The organism is Streptomyces sp. SP18BB07 (genome assembly GCF_036322545.1).
GTDB classification, from domain to species: Bacteria; Actinomycetota; Actinomycetes; order Streptomycetales; family Streptomycetaceae; genus Streptomyces; species Streptomyces deccanensis.
The window spans coordinates 43,478-59,587 of the sequence record NZ_JAQYWT010000338.1; the positions used below are offsets into that span (position 1 = coordinate 43,478).

Sequence of the window (16,110 nt, forward strand, 5' to 3'; positions counted from 1 at the left end):
CGAGAGGAACCGACCGATCATGACGCCGCAGCAGATCACCACCGAGGTCCCGCCGCTGGTCAAGGGGCTGACGTACGAGGAGATGCCGGTCGGGCAGGTCTTCCGGACCGCCCGCCGTACCGTCACCGAGACCGACCTGGTCAACTTCGTCACCTGGGGCGGCTTCACCGAACCGCTCTTCTGGGACGCCACGCACGCTGCGGAGGGCGGGTACACCGGCCGGCTGGTCCCGGGCGGCCTGACGTACTGCCTCGCCGAGGGACTCGTCCTCCAGACGAACGTCCTGCACGGCACCGGTCTGGCCTTCCTGCACATGGAGCTGACCGTGCGGGGCCCGGTGTACGTCGGGGACACCCTGCACGCGATCGTGGAGACCACAGGCTGCCGCCCCTCCAGCAAGCCCGGCCGGGGCGTGGTGACCAGCCGGATCACCGTACGCAACCAGCGGAACGAGGACGTCCTCGTCTACTGCCCGGTACGGCTGATCCGCGGCCGGGACTACGAGGCGCCGGCGCCCTGAGCCCGAGTCCGGGGGACGAGGCTCAACCGGGACTCCGGGCAGGCGGCGGGCGCCGCGGCGAAGGTGCCGCTCCGCAGCCAGTCGGACGGCATCGTGGGCCCCGGTGCGACCTCGTGGTCCGGGACCGCCATCGCGTAGAGGCGGGTGTAGCGGAACTTGGCCTCCAGGTTGTCGAGGACCGACCAGTACTCGTAGCCGCACACCTCCACCCCGGCGGCGACGATCCCCGCGAGCCAGGAGAGCCGGGCGCGCAGCAGGGCGCGGCGCCGGGTGTCGTCGCTGTGTCCCGTGTCGTCGACGAGGTCCAGGTCGCCCATGCCGTTGTCGACGATGGACAGCGGGGGCAGCAGGTCGCCGTACAGCTCGTACAGGCCGGCGACGGCGTCGGCGAGCCCTTCGGGGATGATGGGCCAGCCGTAGGCGGTCGTCTCGACATCGTCGAAGGGGACGATCGCGAAGCCGAGGCCCACGAGCAGGCGGTTGACCTCGTTCAGGGCGCTCCGGCAGTTCGCGGTGGGCAGTACGCGGGGCAGGTTCTCCGGCGCGGTCACTCGGAACGGGGTGTGCCAGGACAGGCCCAGCAGGTCCTGGGCGGTGGCGATGATCTCCATGTCGCCGGGGCGTACACAGCCGCTGGCGGCCACGGGGCTGACATCCTCCTCGGTCACCATGTGCTCGCCGAGCAGCAGGGGGTCGAGGAAGATGCGGTTGGTCCAGCTCTCCAATCGTTCCAGGGCGAGCCGGTCGTAGGGGTCGTCGGTGGCCGCGTAACCGCCGACGAGGGTGATCGTCGTGCCGATCCGGCCCCGGACGCCGACGGCCCCGAGGGCCTGGGTGGCCAGCCCGTTGGCGAGCAGGATGTGGTGCACGGCGGGCAGCCCGGCGCGGCCGGCGCCCCGGCCCGGTGAGTACATTCCCGCCACATGGTCCGCGAGGGTGGGGCCGGCCAGATCGGTGGAGGTGATCCAGCGTTCCACCCGGTCGCCGAACCGGCGGCCCAGTTCGGCGGCGTAGGCGGCGAAGTGCTCGGCGGTGTCGCGGGCGAGCCAGCCGCCGGCGGCGTCCAGCCACGGCGGCAGCGTACGGTCGAACAGGGTCAGCGCGGGGCGCTTGCCCTGGGCGAGCAGGGCGTCGAGCGCGCGGTCGCAGCGGTCCAGCGCCTCCCGGTCCCAGCCGCCGGGGCCGCCGGGGCCTTCGGGGCCTTCGGGCTGGAGCCGCGGCCATCCCGCGACCATGCGGTGCGTGTCCGGGGTGACGCCCAGCAACTGCCCGATGTCGTCGGTCCACTGACGGAAGTGTCCGCCCTGTTCGGGCGGGGGCGGCGGAGGGGCCGCGATGGTGTCCGCGGTGGCGACACCCCAGTCGACGCCGCGAAGGGATTCGTTCAGGAAACCATCGCTCATGGTCACCGTCCAGGCGGTCAATGGTTCAGCGCATTCAACTGAATGCCCGCCGTCGGGACGCTAACACTTCGAGCAAACTACGACAATGTTTCGGCCAGATCTCCTGGCCCTCGGTCTCCGCGTACCGGATCAGGCCGTCCCGAGGACGAGGTCGGCCGCTCTCCAGGCCATGGCCATGATCGGTCCGTTCAGGTTGCCCGAGACCATGGTCGGCAGGACCGAGCAGTCGACAACCCGCAGGCCCTCTACGCCGCGTACGCGGAGATCGGCGTCGACCACGTCGTCCTCGGCCGGGCCCATCGCGCACGTGCCGATCGCGTGGTAGCCGCAGCGCCCGTGCTCCAGGCCGGCGTCGATGATCTCCGGGTCCTCCCGTACGGCAGGGCCCGGCAGGGTCTCGGCCGTGATCCGGCCGACGATCGGCTCGGTCTCGAAGAGTTCTCGCATACGACGGAAGAGAGCGGCCCCCACGGTGCGGTCATGATCGGAGCCGTAGTAGTTCGGCGTGATCGTGAGGGGGGCTTCGGGATCGGCCGAGGTGATGTGCAGGCCTCCCTCGGCGGTCGGACGCAGCACATAGCCGAGGCCCATCACCCCGGGCTCGCGCTCCACGCCGGTCTCCTTTCCGGGGACCTCGGGCAGCAGGGACACCGGTGCGACGAGCAACTGCGCGTCGGGGCGGGCGAGTTCGGGGCGGGTCTTGAAGAAGGCGATGACATCGAAGGCGGGCGCGGCCAGTGGTCCTCGGCGGGTCGCCAGGTATCTGGCTCCCGTCAGAGCCTGCCGCAGCGGGGTGCTCAGCGCCTTGTTGTAGCCGAGGTCGTCCCTCAGCCGGTACTGGACGACGAAACAGCGGTGCTCGCGCATCCGGCCCCCGACGTGGGGGCTGTCGACCAGCACGTCCACGCCCGCCGACTTCAGGGTCTCGGCCGGGCCGATGCCCGAGAGCTGGAGGATCTTGGGCGTGGCGATGCTGCCGGCGGAGAGGATCACCTCGCGCCGGGCCCGGACTTCGGCCTCGCGGCCCGCGCTGCGGGTGCGTACGCCCACGGCCCGGCCGTTCTCCGTCAGGATCCTCGTCACCAGGGTGTTCACGGACACCGTGAGGTTGGGCCGGTGCGCGACGGGGTGCAGGAAGGCGCGGGCGGCACTGAACCGCTGTCCGTTCTTGAGGGTGGCCATGGCGTAGCCGACGCGCTCGTCGTCGCTCGCGTTGAGGTCGTCGGTGCGGCGCCAGCCGAGTCCGGTTCCGGCGGCGATGACCTCCTCGCACAGCGGTTCCGGGCGCGGTGCGGTCGTGATGGGCAACGGCCCGTCCACGCCCCGCACTTCGCCGGCGCCGAGCGCGTGGTCCTCGATCCGCCGGAAGACCGGGAGCATCGTGTCCCAGCCCCAGCCGGGGTTGCCGAGCCGCACCAGTTCGTCGTAGTCGGCGCGGTCGCCGCGGTTGTAGACCATGCCGTTGACCGAGCTCGAACCGCCGAGCGTCCGGCCCCGCACCCAGTGCTCGACCCGTCCGGTCGGGCCGACCGGTTCGACCGGGTAGTGCCAGGCGAAGCGTGGATCGCCGAGCAGTTTGCCGAACCCCTTGGGCATCCTGATCAGCGGAGTGGTGTCGCGGCCGCCCGCCTCGATCAGCAGAACGGAGGTGCCGGGGTCCTCGGAGAGCCGGTGGGCCAGCACGCATCCCGCCGAACCGGCGCCCACCACGATGTAGTCGAACACCGTCATCACGACTCCCGGCTCTCGGGCGCCGGCTCACCGAAGGGGCGGAACTCCTCGTCCCGCCACCAGGGGTAGAGGGGCGGCATGTCCTTGCTGACCCGGCCCGGGAAGGCGGGGGGCCGCTTGGCGAGGAAGGACTCGATGCCCTCGACGGGGTCCGGGCCGCCGCCGATCTGGCTCATGATCCGCGAGTCGAGCCGGTGCGCCGTCATCGGGTGCGGCTCGCCGAGCATCCGCCACATCATCTGGCGGGCGAGGGCCACCGAGATCGCGGAGGTGTTCTCGGCGATCTCCCGGGCCAGTGCGTACGCCGCCGGCAACAGCTCCTCCGGCGGGTGGACGGAACGGACCAGCCCGGCGGCCAGTGCCTCGTCCGGGCCGAAGACGCGGCCCGTCGCCACCCACTCCATGGCCCGCTGCATGCCGACCGCTCTCGGCAGGAACCAGCTGGCCGCCGACTCCGGCACGATGCCCCGGCGCGCGAAGACGAAGCCGAACTTCGCCGAGGTCGACGCCAGCCGGATGTCCATGGGCAGGGTCATGCTGGCCCCGACGCCCGCCGCCGGGCCGTTGATCGCCGCGATGACCGGCTTGGCGCTGGAGAACATCCGCAGCGCGACCCGGCCGCCGGTGTCCCGGTGCCAGGCGCCCGCCTTGCGGTGGTCGAAGGACGAGCCGCCCGAGCTGACGTCGGCGCCCGCGCAGAAGCCGCGTCCGGCGCCTGTCACCACGATCACCCGTATGTCGTCGTCGGCGTCGGCCGCGTCCAGGACGTCGAGCAGGTCCTGCATCATCCGGGGGTTGAAGGCGTTGAGTTTCTCGGGCCGGTTCAGTGTGACGGTGAGGATCCGGTCCGCCACCTCGGCCCGCACGGTCTCGTACTCCTGGTGCGCCATGCGCGTCCTCCGTCACTCCACGGGCTTGTTTCCAGAAAGCTTAATTAGTTATAGCATTCAACTCTAATGACTGATCCCGGACGATGGCGGTGGAGATGGCGGTGGAGATGACGGATCTGGAGACGGCGGATCTGGTGGTGACGGCCGTCGGGCCGGTCCGGCTGGTCGAGTTGAACCGGCCGGAGCAGCTGAACGCGATGAGCGAGGAGCTGCACACCGGCCTCGCGTCGGTGTGGGACGAGATCGCCGCCGACCCGGAGGCACGGGTGATCGTGCTGACCGGGCGCGGCCGGGCGTTCAGCGCGGGCGGCAACTTCGGCGTCATGACCCGGGTCCAGAGCGACCCCGCCTTCCGGGAGCAGAACGTCGACGAGGCCCGGCGGATCATCACCGGCCTGGTCCGCTGCCCACTCCCCGTGATCGCGGCGGTCAACGGCCCCGCCGTGGGCCTCGGTTGCAGCCTGGCCCTGCTGAGTGATCTCGTCCTGATCGCCGACGACACCTATGTCGCCGACCCGCACGTCCAGGTCGGACTCGTCGCGGGTGACGGCGGCGCGTACGTCCTGCCGCTGCTCGTGGGGCTGCCCCGGGCCAAGGAGCTGCTGTTCCTGGGCGACCGGGTGCGGGCCGAGGACGCGGTCCGGATGGGCATCGCCAACCGGGCCGTGCCCAAGGACAAGCTCATGGACGAGGCCATGGACCTGGCCAAGCGGCTGGCCGCGCTGCCGGCGCAGGCGCTGCGCGAGACCAAGCGCGCGGTCAACCGGCATCTGGAGCAGGCCCTCGACACGGTGATGGAACCGGCCCTGCTCGCCGAGCGGGAGACCATGCACTCGCCGGATCACATCGCCGCGGTCGAGCGGATCATCGCGGCGCGCGGCAGCCGCTGAACCGAGGCGCTGAACCGAAGCGTCGGACCGGCGGGTCGAGCCGGAGAGGAGAGACTGCGATGGACTTCGCGTTCAGCGAGGAGCAGGAGGAACTCGGGCGGACGGTGAGGGCGTTCCTCGCGGACACCTCGCCCGAGACCGAGGTACGGCGGCTGATGGAGACCCCGGAGGGCTTCGACCGGGTGCTGTGGCGCCGGATGGGTGCGGAGCTGGGGCTTCAGGGGCTGGCCGTACCCGAGGAGTACGGCGGGGCCGGATGCGGGCCGGTCGAGATGGGCGTCGTCATGGAGGAGATGGGCCGCGCGCTGCTCTGCGCGCCCTTCCTCTCCTCGGCCGTGCTCGCGACGACCACGCTGCTGCGGTGCGCCGACGAGGAGGCCCGCAAACGTCTGCTGCCGGGGCTCGCCTCCGGTGAGCTGGTCGCGACGCTGGCCCTGACCGAGGACTCCGCCCGCTGGGACGCGGCGGGTGTGGGGCTCACCGCCCGGGAATCCGGCGGGAGTTGGCTGCTCACCGGGCACAAGACGTTCGTCCTCGACGGCGCCGGCGCCGATGTCGTTCTCACCGTGGCCCGAACGGAGCCCCGCATCGAGGGCGGAACCGACGACGCACCCGACGACGGCATCGGCGTCTTCCTGGTGGACGGCGACGCGCCCGGCCTGACGCGTGAGCCGCTCCCCACGATGGACCCGACCCGCCGCCAGGCACGCCTCGACTACCTCGACGTACCGGCGACCCGGCTGCGGACGCACGGTGGCGGGTGGGATCTGGTCGCGGAGGTCCTGGACCGGGCCGCGGTGGCACTGGCCGCCGAGCAGGTCGGGGTGGCCTCCCGCGCGCTCGACATGGCCGTGGAGTACGCCAAGGTGCGCCACCAGTTCGGGCGGCCGATCGGGTCCTTCCAGGCGGTCAAGCATCTGCTCGCCGACGTGCTGCTGGAGGTGGAGTCGGCGCGTGCCGCCGCCCACTACGCCCTGCTCGCCGCCGAGAACGAGGCCCCGGATCTGTCCGCCGTGGCGAGCCTGGCCAAGGCCTTCTGCTCGGATGCCTGTCTGCGGGCGACGACGGAGAACATCCAGGTCCACGGCGGTATCGGCTTCACCTGGGAGCACCCGGCCCATCTGTATCTCAAACGGGCCAAGACGTCACAGCTGCTGTTCGGCGACCCGGCGTACCACCGGGAACTGCTCGCGCGGCGCATCGGATTGGGCACAGTCACGGACGCGGACACGGTCTCCGTCCCGGTCGAGGGAGCGGCATGAAGGTCGACGGCAAGCTGAACGTGTGGAGCACCGCGGGGGTCGTGGAGGAGGCCCGGCACCACGAGAAGACCGGCTACGACGGGCTGTGGGCGTCCGAGTCCAAGCACGACCCCTTCCTGCCGCTGCTGCTGGCCGCCGAGCACACCGACCGGCTGGAGGTCGGCACGGCCATCGCGGTCGCCTTCGCCCGCTCCCCCATGCAACTCGCGTACACCGCACACGACTTGCAGTCCTACTCCGGCGGACGCTTCTCCCTCGGCCTCGGCAGCCAGATCAAGCCGCACATCGAGCGGCGGTTCTCGATGCCGTGGAGCCGGCCCGCGGCCCGGATGCGGGAGTACGTGAGCGCGCTGCACGCCATCTGGGGCGCCTGGAACGACGGCGAGAAGCTCGACTTCCGCGGTGACTTCTACACGCACACCCTCATGGCCCCGTTCTTCTCTCCCCCGCCCGCGACCGGCGGCGCGCCCAAGGTGTTCGTGGCCGCCGTCGGGGAGGCGATGACCCGGGTGGCGGGCGAGGTCGCCGACGGGCTGCTCGCGCACGGCTTCACCACCGAGCGCTATCTGCGGGAGGTGACGCTGCCGACCGTGGAGGCCGGCCTCGCGGCCACCGGCCGGACCCGCGCCGACTTCTCCGTCTCCCATCTGCTGCTGACCGCGACCGGCCGCACCGAGGAGGAGATGGCCCGCGCCGTGGACGGCACCCGCCGGCAGATCGCCTTCTACGGCAGCACGCCCGCCTATCGCGGGGTCCTCGACCTGCACGGCTGGGGCGAACTCGGGGACGAGCTCAACGCGCTGTCGAAGTCGGCCCGCGAGGACAAGTGGGAGGCGATGGGCCGGCTCGTCGACGACGACGTGCTGCACACCTTCGCGGTGGTGGCGGAACCGGAGCGGGTCGCGGGCGAGATCCGGCGCCGGTACGGGGCTCTTGTCGACCGGGTGTCCTTCTACACCGCGTACGAGATCGACGCCGAGGTGTGGGAGCCGATCGTGCGGGAGCTGCGCGACAGCTGACACGCACATCTGGCGGCAGGTCAGCCGAGCAGGTCCAGGACGGTCGTCATGGACCTGCTCCGCAGCAGGTAGTCCTGCGCCTCCTGGAGATGGACGCGCCACAGTTCCTCGGCGGCCTCGGTCCGGCGCGCGGCGACCAGGTCGACGAGGGCGCCGTGGGCGCGGAAGCCCCGGCGGTTGGCCCGGATGTTCTCGGGGCTGCCGGCGTCGAGGTCGACATGGGACCAGTTCGCCTGGTCGATGATGTGGCGGACCATGCCGTTGAGGACACCGAGCGTCTCGTTGCCGGCCAGTTCGACGACGAGGGCGTGGAACTCCATATGGGCGCGGATGAACGCCGAGGGGTCGTCCATGAGCCCCTCGGCCTCGGCGACGGCGGCCCGCAGCCGCTCCAGGTCCTCGTCGGTGCGCCGCTCGGCCAGCAGTCCGGCGCACGGCGCCTCGATCACCGTACGGGCGTCGTACACGTCCTTGAGGGTCGTGCCCCGGTACTCCAGCACCACGCCCGCGTAGCGGGCGGCCACCGTGCCCTCCGGGACCTGCACCCGTGCCCCGCCCCGGGCGCCGCGGCGCACGGTGATCAGCGACTCCGACTCCAGCACCCGGAACGCCTCGCGCAGGGTCGGCCGGGAGACGGCGAACTCCTCCATCAGCGCCGTCTCGGACGGCAGCGCGTCGCCCTCGGCCAGTTCGCCGCGCACGATCATCCGGCGCAACCGTGCCGCCACCAGCTCGGCCATCTTGGGGACCCGTACCGGCGTGTTCGCCACCGCGTCCACCTCCGCCCTCAGTGAGTGTTCTCCGGTACGAAGTACGGCAGCGCGATCTCGTCGGTGAGGGCGCGGAAGTCCACGCGGACGCGCAGCCCGATGGTGACGCCGTCGACGCCGTCGGAGCCTGAGGCGTCCACGTGCGAGAGCAGGGCGCCCCCGTCGTCGAGGTCGATCACGGCCAGTGCGAAGGGCGTGTCGAAGCCGGGGCCGGGCGCCCGGTGCACGACGGTCACCGAGTAGACGGTCCCCCGGCCCGCGCTGGGCGCGTACCGCCAGTCCCGCGACATGCAGCCGGGGCAGGCGGGCTCGGGCACGAAGAAACGCAGACCGCAGGTCGGGCACTGCGGGACGACCAGCTCACCGCGGAGGGCCGCGTCCCAGAACGGCCGGGACAGCTCGGTGGGGACGGGGACGGGCCTGCTCATCGCATCGCTCATCGCATCGCTCACCGCATCCTCCCGAGGACGCTCATCTCGTAGTGCTGGGCTCCCGAGCCGGCGTTCCCCACCACGGCCAGCTCCGCGCCCTCGACCTGGTGCACCGCGGTGCCGCGCAACTGCCGTACGGCTTCCACGACTTTGAGGGTCATCTGCTGGGTCCCGTTCCAGGCGTACGCCAGGCAGCCGCCGTCCGGGTTGACGGGATGCTTGCCGCCGACGGCGATGGCACCGCTCGCGGCCAGCGGTCCGCCCTCCCCCTCCCCGCACAGCCCGAGGATCTCCAACTGTCTGATGATCTCGAAGGAGTTGGGGTCGTAGAGCGAGAAGACGTCCACGTCGTGCGGGCTCACCTGGGCCATCGCGTAGGCGCGGGTGGCGGCGTCCCGGCCGAGTTGTCCGACCTCGCGGTACAGGGCCGGGTTGGCGTACGCGGCCTGGTGGTACTCCATGCCGCCGCCGAGTACGGCGACGGCAGGGTGGGGCAGGTCGCGGGCGCGTTCGGCGGTGGTCACGACGAGCGCGGCGCCGCCCTCGCCGACGATGCAGCAGTCCAGCAGGTGGAAGGGGCTGGCCACCATGCGGGAGGCGAGCACGTCCTCGGCGGTGTACGGGCCGCGCCCGTACATCATCGCCTCCGGGTTGGTGGTGCCGTTGTTGCGGACGGTGGCGGCGACCTCCGCGAGCTGGCGGGAGGTGGTCCCGTACTGGTGCATGTGGCGTGCCGCCACCAGCGCGAACTGAGCGACGACATAGCTGCCCCACACATCGGCGAACTCCAGCGGCGTCCCGGCCCCGACCGGGCCCGCCCCGCGCGCGACCAGCTTGCAGCCGCCGACCACCACGGTGTCCGCGAAGCCGGCGCGGACGGCCGCCGCCGCCTTCAGCAGGCCCCGCGAGCCCGCGTTGTCGAGCATCGAGTCGCTGGTCCAGCGCAGGTCCCGGCCCAGCATCCGCGCCCAGGAGCTGCCCTCGCCGGGCACGCCGCCCGGGCCGGGCCAGTCGACCTGGGCGCCGTCGACGTCCGCCGGGGTCAGCCCGGCGTCGTCGATCGCTCCGCGCACGGCTTCGAGGGCCAGGTCCATGGCGTCGCGGTGCGGGAGGGAGAGGGCCTGCTCGGTGGCGTACACGCCCGCGACGACGGGCTGTCTGCGGTCCATCAGGGCGTCACCGGCCCGCGCCGAGCGTGTCGCCGCCGGGATAGCCGCCGCCGCCGAACCGCTCGTCGAGCGCGTCGTAGTCCTTCGCGAAGTCCTTGGTGCGCGGCAGCGCCTCGACGAACTCGACCGTCTTGGGCTTCTTGTACGAGGCGATCCGCGCCCGGCAGTGCTCGATGACGTCCGCCGCCGTGACCGGCTCGGCGTCGGGGCGCAGGACGACGACCGCCTTGACGTCCTGTGCCCAGCGCTCGTTGGGCACGCCGATGACCGCGGCCTCCTTGACGCCGGGGTGGGACTCGATGCAGTTCTCGACCTCGGCGGGGAAGATGTTCTCGGCCGCCGACTTGAGCATGCGGGTCGTCGTCCCGAGGAAGCTGATCGTGCCGTCGCTCTCGCGTCGGCCGAGGTCGGTGGTGTGCCACCAGCCGAAGCGGAAGCGTTCCTCGTTGATCTCCGGCCGGTTCCAGTAGCCGAGGTGCACCAGGTCGCCGCGGACGCAGATCTCGCCGGCCACGCCGGCCTCGCACTCCCTGCCGGTGCCGTCGAGGACGCGTACGGCGGTGAAGGGGCCGGGGCGTCCCGCGTTGCCGGTGCCCGTGCCGCCGTAGGCGCCGGTCACGGCGAAGCCGGTCACCTCGGTCTGCCCGTAGCCGCGTCCCTCGCCGCCGCCGTTGCGGGTGAAGCGGCTGGTGTCGGTGGGCACGGTGCCCTGCCACAGGGGTGCGGCGACGCTCGCCCGCAGGTGGGAGAGGTCGTGTCCGGCCTCGCGGTTCAGGGCGACGAGTTGCGCGATGGTCGGTGGCATCAGATAGGCGTGGGTGCAGCGCTCGGCTGCGAGGAGCGGGAGTAGTTCCTCGGCGACCACGCGGCGGACGATCACGTTCTTGCCGCCGTGGACGAAGGCCGGGACGCCCCAGAACTGGTAGTTGCCGATGTGGAACATCGGTCCGGCGCCGAGGAAGGCGGTCTCCGTGCCGATGTCGCCCATCCAGGCGGCGCTCGCGCCCATGGCGAGGAGGTTGCGGTGCGAGAGCATCGAGCCGGACTGCCGTCCGGAGATCGCCGCGGTGTAGATGACCAGGAGCGCGGAGTCGGGGTCCACCTCGGCGTCGCTGTCGGCGGCCGGGTCCTCGGGTGAGCCGGAGGCCAGGAAGGACTCGTACGTGTCGGGGTCCGGGGTGCCGGACGCGCCCTCGGTGTCGTGGCGGAGCCACAACGCCCTGTGGTCGGTGCCCAGTTCGGCCCGGGCCTTGCGTACGGTGTCGCCGATCTCCTCGTCCTGCCAGACGACGACCCTGGGGTCGAAGTCCTCGACGGCGAAGGCCATTTCGGGGGCCGCCCAGCGCCAGTAGCCGGGGCAGACCATGGCGCCGATCTTCGCGGCGGCGCCGAGCAGCTCCCAGATGCGGAAGGAGTTCTGGCCCAGCCACAGGATGCGGTCGCCGGAGCCGACGCCCGCGTCGGTGAGGGCGTTGGCGAGTCGGTTGGTGCGCTCGTCGAGCTGCGGCCAGGTCAGCCGGGTGTCGCCGTCGACGAGGGCGACGCCGTCGGGGTAGGACCTGCGGTGTTCGCGGATGAGGTCGCCGAACGTCAGGCGGCGGGCGGGATGCATGCTGGTGGCTCCAGGGGCTTGGAGAAGAAGGGGGGCGCCGTCAGACGCGGCCGACGCCGACGCCCTTGACGTTGATGAACTCGTCCAGCCCGGCCCTGCCGCCTTCCCGTCCGAACCCGCTGATGCCGACCCCTCCGAAGGGGGTGGCGGGCGAGGTGATCGGGTTGGGGCCGGGGTTGACGTACACGGTCCCGGCTTTCAGGCGAGGCACCAGACGGTTGACGCGGGCGATGTCGCGGGACTGGATGTAGGCGGACAGGCCGTACTCGGTGTCGTTGGCCAGGGCGACGGCCTCCTCCTCCGTGTCGAACGGGGTGAGGGCGAGTACCGGGCCGAAGATCTCCTGCTGGGCGAGGTCGCTGCGGTTGTCGACGTCGGCGAAGACGGTCGGGGAGACGAAGTAGCCGTCGGAGGCGATGCGTTCGCCTCCGTACACCAGCCGGCCCGCCCGCTCGTCGACCGCCTTGTCGATCACGTGCTGGACGCGGGCGTGGGCGGCCTTGTTGATCAGGGGCCCGATGTACGTCGTCGGGTCGAGCGGGTCGCCCACGGGCAGATGGGCGACGACTCCGGCGACGCGCGCGACGACCTCGTCGTAGATCGGGCGCTCGACCAGCAGCCGGGTGGGCAGGGCGCAGCCCTGGCCGGTGTTGCTCATCGCGAAGGCCGCGCAGTACGGCACGACCGTGTCCAGGTCGGTGTCGGCGAAGAGCAGGTTGGCGGACTTGCCGCCCAGTTCGAACAGGACGGGCTTGAGGCTCTGGGCGGCGGTCGTCATGATGCGGCGCGCGGTGGCGGGGCCGCCCGTGAAGGAGATCTTGTCGACGCCGGGATGCGAGACCAGCGCCTCGCCCGCGTCGCCGAGTCCGGTGACGACGTTGATCACGCCGTCGGGGATGCCGGCCTCGCGGGCCAGGTCGGCGAAGAGCAGTGCGGAGAACGGCGTGGACTCGGCCGGTTTGATGACCACCGTGTTGCCGGCGGCGAGCGAGGGCGGGACCTTCATCGCCAGGGACAGCGCGGGCGAGTTCCAGGTGATGATGTGGCCGATGACGCCGTAGGGCTCGGCGATCGTGTACTCGACGTTCTCGTGCGGGCTGTAGGCCGCGCCGACCATGCCCTCGATCTTGTCCGCCCAGCCGGCGTAGTACTCGGTCCATTCGGCGACGTACGGGCCGACGTTCTCGGCCCAGCCGCCGATGCAGACGCCGTTCTCCAGGGGGCAGATCGCCGCGAAGTCGGGGATGTGGTCGCGCAGTAGCCCGGCGAAGCGGGTGAGCAGGCGGCGGCGTTCGGCGGGCCGCATGGGGCCCCATACCTCGAAGGCCTGACGGGCGGCGGCCACGGCCCGGTCGACCTCGGCGGGTCCCGCGAGCGGGATGTGGGCCTGGACGAGACCGGTCGCGGGGTTGATGTGGTCGTAGAGACCGCCGCTCGCGTCGGTGACGTCCTTGCCGCCGATGACGAGCCGGGGCTGCGGCAGGTCATGGGCGGCCCTGTCCTGGTGGAGCTTCACATCGACGGCGACCATGGATACTCCTTGAGCCGATCCCACACATCCAGGCTAAATAGCTAACCTATTTAACCGAGGTAGTCAATGCAAAGAGCTACAGTCCCAGCGACCGCCCGACGATCTCCTGCATGATCTCCGAGGTGCCGCCGAACACCCGCTGCACCCGGCTGTCGCGCCAGATGCGGGCGATCTCGTACTCGTTGACATAGCCGTAGCCGCCGAAGAGCTGCATGCAGCGGTCGATGACCTCCCAGCCGGTCTCCGTGGTCCAGTACTTGGCCGCGGCGGCCTCCTCGGCCGTCAGCTCGCCCTCGACCAGGGCCATGATGCAGCCGTCCAGGTAGACCCGGGCGACCCCCAGCTTGGCCTTGATGTCGGCGAGGGCGAACCGGTTGGCCTGGAACTGGCCGATGGGCCGGCCGAAGGCGGTGCGGTCCTTGGCGTACTGGAGCGCGCATCCGAAGGCCCGCTCGGCGGAGGCGAGCGCGGCCACGGCGATGGCGAGCCGCTCGGTCGGGAGGTTGCCCATCATGTGGTAGAAACCGCGCCCTTCCTGCCCGAGCAGGTTCTCGGCGGGGACGCGGACCTCGCGGAAGAACAGCTCGGCGGTGTCCTGGGCCTTCATGCCGACCTTGTCGAGCTTGCGTCCGCGCTCGAAGCCCTCGGCGCCGCGCTCGACGACGATCAGACTGATGCCCTTGTGTCCGGCGTCCGGGTCGGTCTTGCAGGCGACGATGACCAGGTCGGCCAGGATGCCGTTGGTGATGAAGGTCTTGGACCCGTCGATCACCCATTCGTCGCCGTCCCGGCGGGCGGTGGTGCGGATGCCCTTGAGGTCGGATCCGGCAGCCGGCTCGGACAGCGCGAGCGCGCAGATCGTCTCGCCGCTGATCACACCCGAGAGCCAACGGGCCTTCTGCTCGGGGGTGGTGAGGTTCATCAGATAGGGCGGGATGACGTCGTTCTGCAGGCCGAGCCCTATGCCGACGGCACCCGTGGCCGCCATCTCCTCGGCCATGATCGCGTTGTAGCGGAAGTCCCGGATCCCCTGGCCTCCGTACTCCTCCGGGAACTGCCAGCCGATGAGCCCGGCCTTGCCCGCGGCCGCCCACGCGGCACGGCCGACCTGCCCCTCACGCTCCCACTCCTCGGTGTGCGGGACGCATTCCCGCAGGTAGTAGGAGCGGGCGGTCTCCCGGAACAGGTCGTGCTCCTCGGTGAAGATCGTACGGCGCATGCTCGACTCCACTCCTGCATCTCACGTGCTCTGCATCTCGCTTATTTAGCTGAAGTAGTTATACGATAGCGCTGTTTTCGGAGTCGGGCGAGGGAGGACGCGTGAGCGTACGGGACAGGGTGGCGCTGGTCACCGGAGCGGGCCGGGGCATCGGCGAGGCGATCGCCGACGCGCTGGCCGCCGCCGGAGCCTCGGTCGCCGTCTGCGACGTGGACGCGGAGGCCGCCGGGAAGGTCGCGGCCGGACTCGCCGAGCGGCACGGAGTGCGTGCGATCGGGGTCGGCGCGGACATCTCCGACGGCGCCGCCGTTCGCATGGCCGTGGCGCGGGTGAGCGCCGAGCTCGGCCCGGTGGACGTGCTGGTCAACAACGCGGCCGTGGACGTCATCGGCCGCTTCGTCGACAGCGACGAGGAGACCTGGGACCGGATCATCGCCGTCAACCTGCGCGGGACGATCACGATGACACGGGCCGTGCTCGACCCGATGATCGAGCGCGGCGGCGGCCGGATCGTCCACATCGCCTCGGACGCCGGGCGGGTCGGCTCCTCCGGCGAGGTCGTGTACTCCGCGACGAAGGGCGGTGTCATCGCCTTCGGCAAGGCCCTCGCCCGCGAGGTCGCCCGGTACGGCGTCACCGTCAACAGCGTCTGCCCCGGGCCGACCGACACCGCGCTGCTCGGGCAGGTCGCCGAGTACAGCCAGAAGATGTACGACGCGACCGTGCGGGCCATCCCGCTGCGCCGCGTCGCCCAGCCCGCCGAGATCGCCGGCGTGGTGGCCTTCCTCGCGTCCGACGACGCCGCCTACATGACCGGGCAGACGCTCTCGGTCAGCGGCGGCCTGACGATGGTGTGAGGTGAGGACCGTGCTGCGCGTCGAACTCCGCGACAGGATAGCCGTGTTGACACTGGACCGGCCGGACCGGCTCAACGCCGTGGGCTCCGGGACCGTGGAGCAGCTCACGCGGGCGCTGGACGACATCCGCGACAACGACGACGTCCGCGCCGTGGTGCTGGCCGGTGCGGGAAGGGCCTTCTGCGCCGGCGCCGACATCGGTGAGATCGAGTCGTGCACGACGCCGGGGCAGTTCCGTGCGTTCGTGGGGCGCCTGACGGACGCGTACGCGCTCCTGGAGAACTTCCCGAAGCCCTCGGTCGCCGCCGTCCACGGGTTCGCCTTCGGCGGCGGCCTGGAACTGGCGCTCGCCTGCGACCTGCGGGTGGCGGAGCGCGGCACCCGGCTCGGCCTGCCCGAGATGAAACTGGGCGTCCTGCCGGGCGCGGGCGGCACCCAGCGGCTCCCGCGCCTCGTGCCCCCGGCGGTCGCCAAGCAGATGATCCTCACCGGCGAACCGATCGACGCGGAGCGCGCCTGGCAGCTAGGGCTGGTCAACGAACTGGCCGAACCCGGTGGGGCACTCGCCGCCGCCGAGAAGCTGGCGGCCGGTCTGACCGCCGGGGCCCCGCTCGCGCTCGCCGCGGGCAAGCGACTGATCGACTACGGGCTCGGCATGGACCTGGAGACGGCGATCGCCTACGAGCGGGAGACCGTCACGGTGCTGTTCTCCACCGAGGACCGGGCCGAGGGGCTGAAGGCCTTCCGGGAGCGGCGCCCCGGCGAGTTCCGCGGCGTGTAGCGAACCGACCCGACAGATCTGGAGG

At 71.5% G+C, this 16,110-nt stretch carries 15 protein-coding genes; 6 read left to right on the top strand and 9 right to left on the bottom strand.

Annotation, left to right across the window (positions count from 1 at the left end):
* The first annotated feature begins 19 nt into the window (after positions 1 to 19).
* Positions 20 to 520 (top strand): MaoC family dehydratase, encoded by a 501-nt coding sequence (locus tag PUR53_RS27895; RefSeq protein WP_329897899.1) that lies wholly within the window; start codon positions 20 to 22, stop codon positions 518 to 520.
* On the opposite strand, the gene PUR53_RS27900 is transcribed toward PUR53_RS27895, so the two are convergent.
* The 3 genes from PUR53_RS27900 to PUR53_RS27910 all read right to left on the bottom strand — a co-directional run bounded on the left by PUR53_RS27900 (position 499) and on the right by PUR53_RS27910 (position 4,544).
* Complete coding sequence (locus PUR53_RS27900) at positions 499 to 1,923, bottom strand: family 1 glycosylhydrolase (RefSeq protein ID WP_329897898.1); 1,425 nt, start codon at positions 1,921 to 1,923, stop codon at positions 499 to 501. The genes PUR53_RS27895 and PUR53_RS27900 overlap by 22 nt on opposite strands.
* 129 nt (positions 1,924 to 2,052) lie before the next feature.
* Positions 2,053 to 3,654 (bottom strand): GMC family oxidoreductase, encoded by a 1,602-nt coding sequence (locus tag PUR53_RS27905; protein ID WP_329910049.1) that lies wholly within the window; start codon positions 3,652 to 3,654, stop codon positions 2,053 to 2,055.
* Entirely contained in the window at positions 3,654 to 4,544 is an 891-nt protein-coding gene (locus PUR53_RS27910) for a crotonase/enoyl-CoA hydratase family protein (RefSeq protein ID WP_329897896.1), read from the bottom strand. The genes PUR53_RS27905 and PUR53_RS27910 overlap by 1 nt, the downstream gene beginning before the upstream one ends.
* Before the next feature lie 83 nt (positions 4,545 to 4,627).
* On the opposite strand from PUR53_RS27910, the gene PUR53_RS27915 reads away from it, so the two are divergent.
* Genes PUR53_RS27915 through PUR53_RS27925 form a run of 3 tightly spaced genes read left to right on the top strand, consistent with a single transcriptional unit; the run spans position 4,628 to position 7,715 of the window.
* A complete protein-coding gene (locus PUR53_RS27915) occupies positions 4,628 to 5,434 on the top strand; it encodes an enoyl-CoA hydratase/isomerase family protein (protein ID WP_329897895.1) in 807 nt (268 codons plus the stop codon).
* A 59-nt stretch (positions 5,435 to 5,493) separates the two neighbouring features.
* A complete protein-coding gene (locus tag PUR53_RS27920; protein WP_329910051.1) occupies positions 5,494 to 6,696 on the top strand; it encodes an acyl-CoA dehydrogenase family protein in 1,203 nt (400 codons plus the stop codon).
* The gene (locus PUR53_RS27925) at positions 6,693 to 7,715 is read left to right on the top strand and encodes an LLM class F420-dependent oxidoreductase (protein WP_329897893.1); all 1,023 of its coding nucleotides are present in this window, start codon (positions 6,693 to 6,695) and stop codon (positions 7,713 to 7,715) included. The genes PUR53_RS27920 and PUR53_RS27925 overlap by 4 nt, the downstream gene beginning before the upstream one ends.
* Before the next feature lie 20 nt (positions 7,716 to 7,735).
* On the opposite strand, the gene PUR53_RS27930 is transcribed toward PUR53_RS27925, so the two are convergent.
* The 6 genes from PUR53_RS27930 to PUR53_RS27955 form a co-directional block, all read right to left on the bottom strand.
* A complete protein-coding gene (locus PUR53_RS27930) occupies positions 7,736 to 8,485 on the bottom strand; it encodes a FadR/GntR family transcriptional regulator (RefSeq protein ID WP_329897892.1) in 750 nt (249 codons plus the stop codon).
* Positions 8,486 to 8,502: 17 nt separating this feature from the next.
* Positions 8,503 to 8,913, bottom strand: coding sequence for a Zn-ribbon domain-containing OB-fold protein (locus tag PUR53_RS27935; RefSeq protein ID WP_329910052.1), 411 nt, complete (start codon positions 8,911 to 8,913; stop codon positions 8,503 to 8,505).
* A 20-nt stretch (positions 8,914 to 8,933) separates the two neighbouring features.
* Positions 8,934 to 10,085: a thiolase family protein gene (locus PUR53_RS27940; protein WP_329897890.1), complete on the bottom strand. Its 1,152-nt coding sequence runs from the start codon at positions 10,083 to 10,085 to the stop codon at positions 8,934 to 8,936.
* Positions 10,086 to 10,092: 7 nt separating this feature from the next.
* Positions 10,093 to 11,697, bottom strand: coding sequence for an AMP-binding protein (locus tag PUR53_RS27945; RefSeq protein ID WP_329910053.1), 1,605 nt, complete (start codon positions 11,695 to 11,697; stop codon positions 10,093 to 10,095).
* 40 nt (positions 11,698 to 11,737) lie between these two features.
* Positions 11,738 to 13,228, bottom strand: coding sequence for an aldehyde dehydrogenase family protein (locus tag PUR53_RS27950; protein ID WP_329910054.1), 1,491 nt, complete (start codon positions 13,226 to 13,228; stop codon positions 11,738 to 11,740).
* Positions 13,229 to 13,304: 76 nt separating this feature from the next.
* Complete coding sequence (locus PUR53_RS27955) at positions 13,305 to 14,447, bottom strand: acyl-CoA dehydrogenase family protein (RefSeq protein ID WP_329897887.1); 1,143 nt, start codon at positions 14,445 to 14,447, stop codon at positions 13,305 to 13,307.
* 101 nt (positions 14,448 to 14,548) lie between these two features.
* On the opposite strand from PUR53_RS27955, the gene PUR53_RS27960 reads away from it, so the two are divergent.
* On the top strand, positions 14,549 to 15,304 hold the full coding sequence (locus tag PUR53_RS27960; protein WP_329910055.1) for an SDR family NAD(P)-dependent oxidoreductase: 756 nt from the start codon (positions 14,549 to 14,551) through the stop codon (positions 15,302 to 15,304).
* 1 nt (position 15,305) lies between these two features.
* Complete coding sequence (locus PUR53_RS27965; RefSeq protein WP_329897885.1) at positions 15,306 to 16,085, top strand: enoyl-CoA hydratase/isomerase family protein; 780 nt, start codon at positions 15,306 to 15,308, stop codon at positions 16,083 to 16,085.
* Positions 16,086 to 16,110 lie beyond the last annotated feature (25 nt).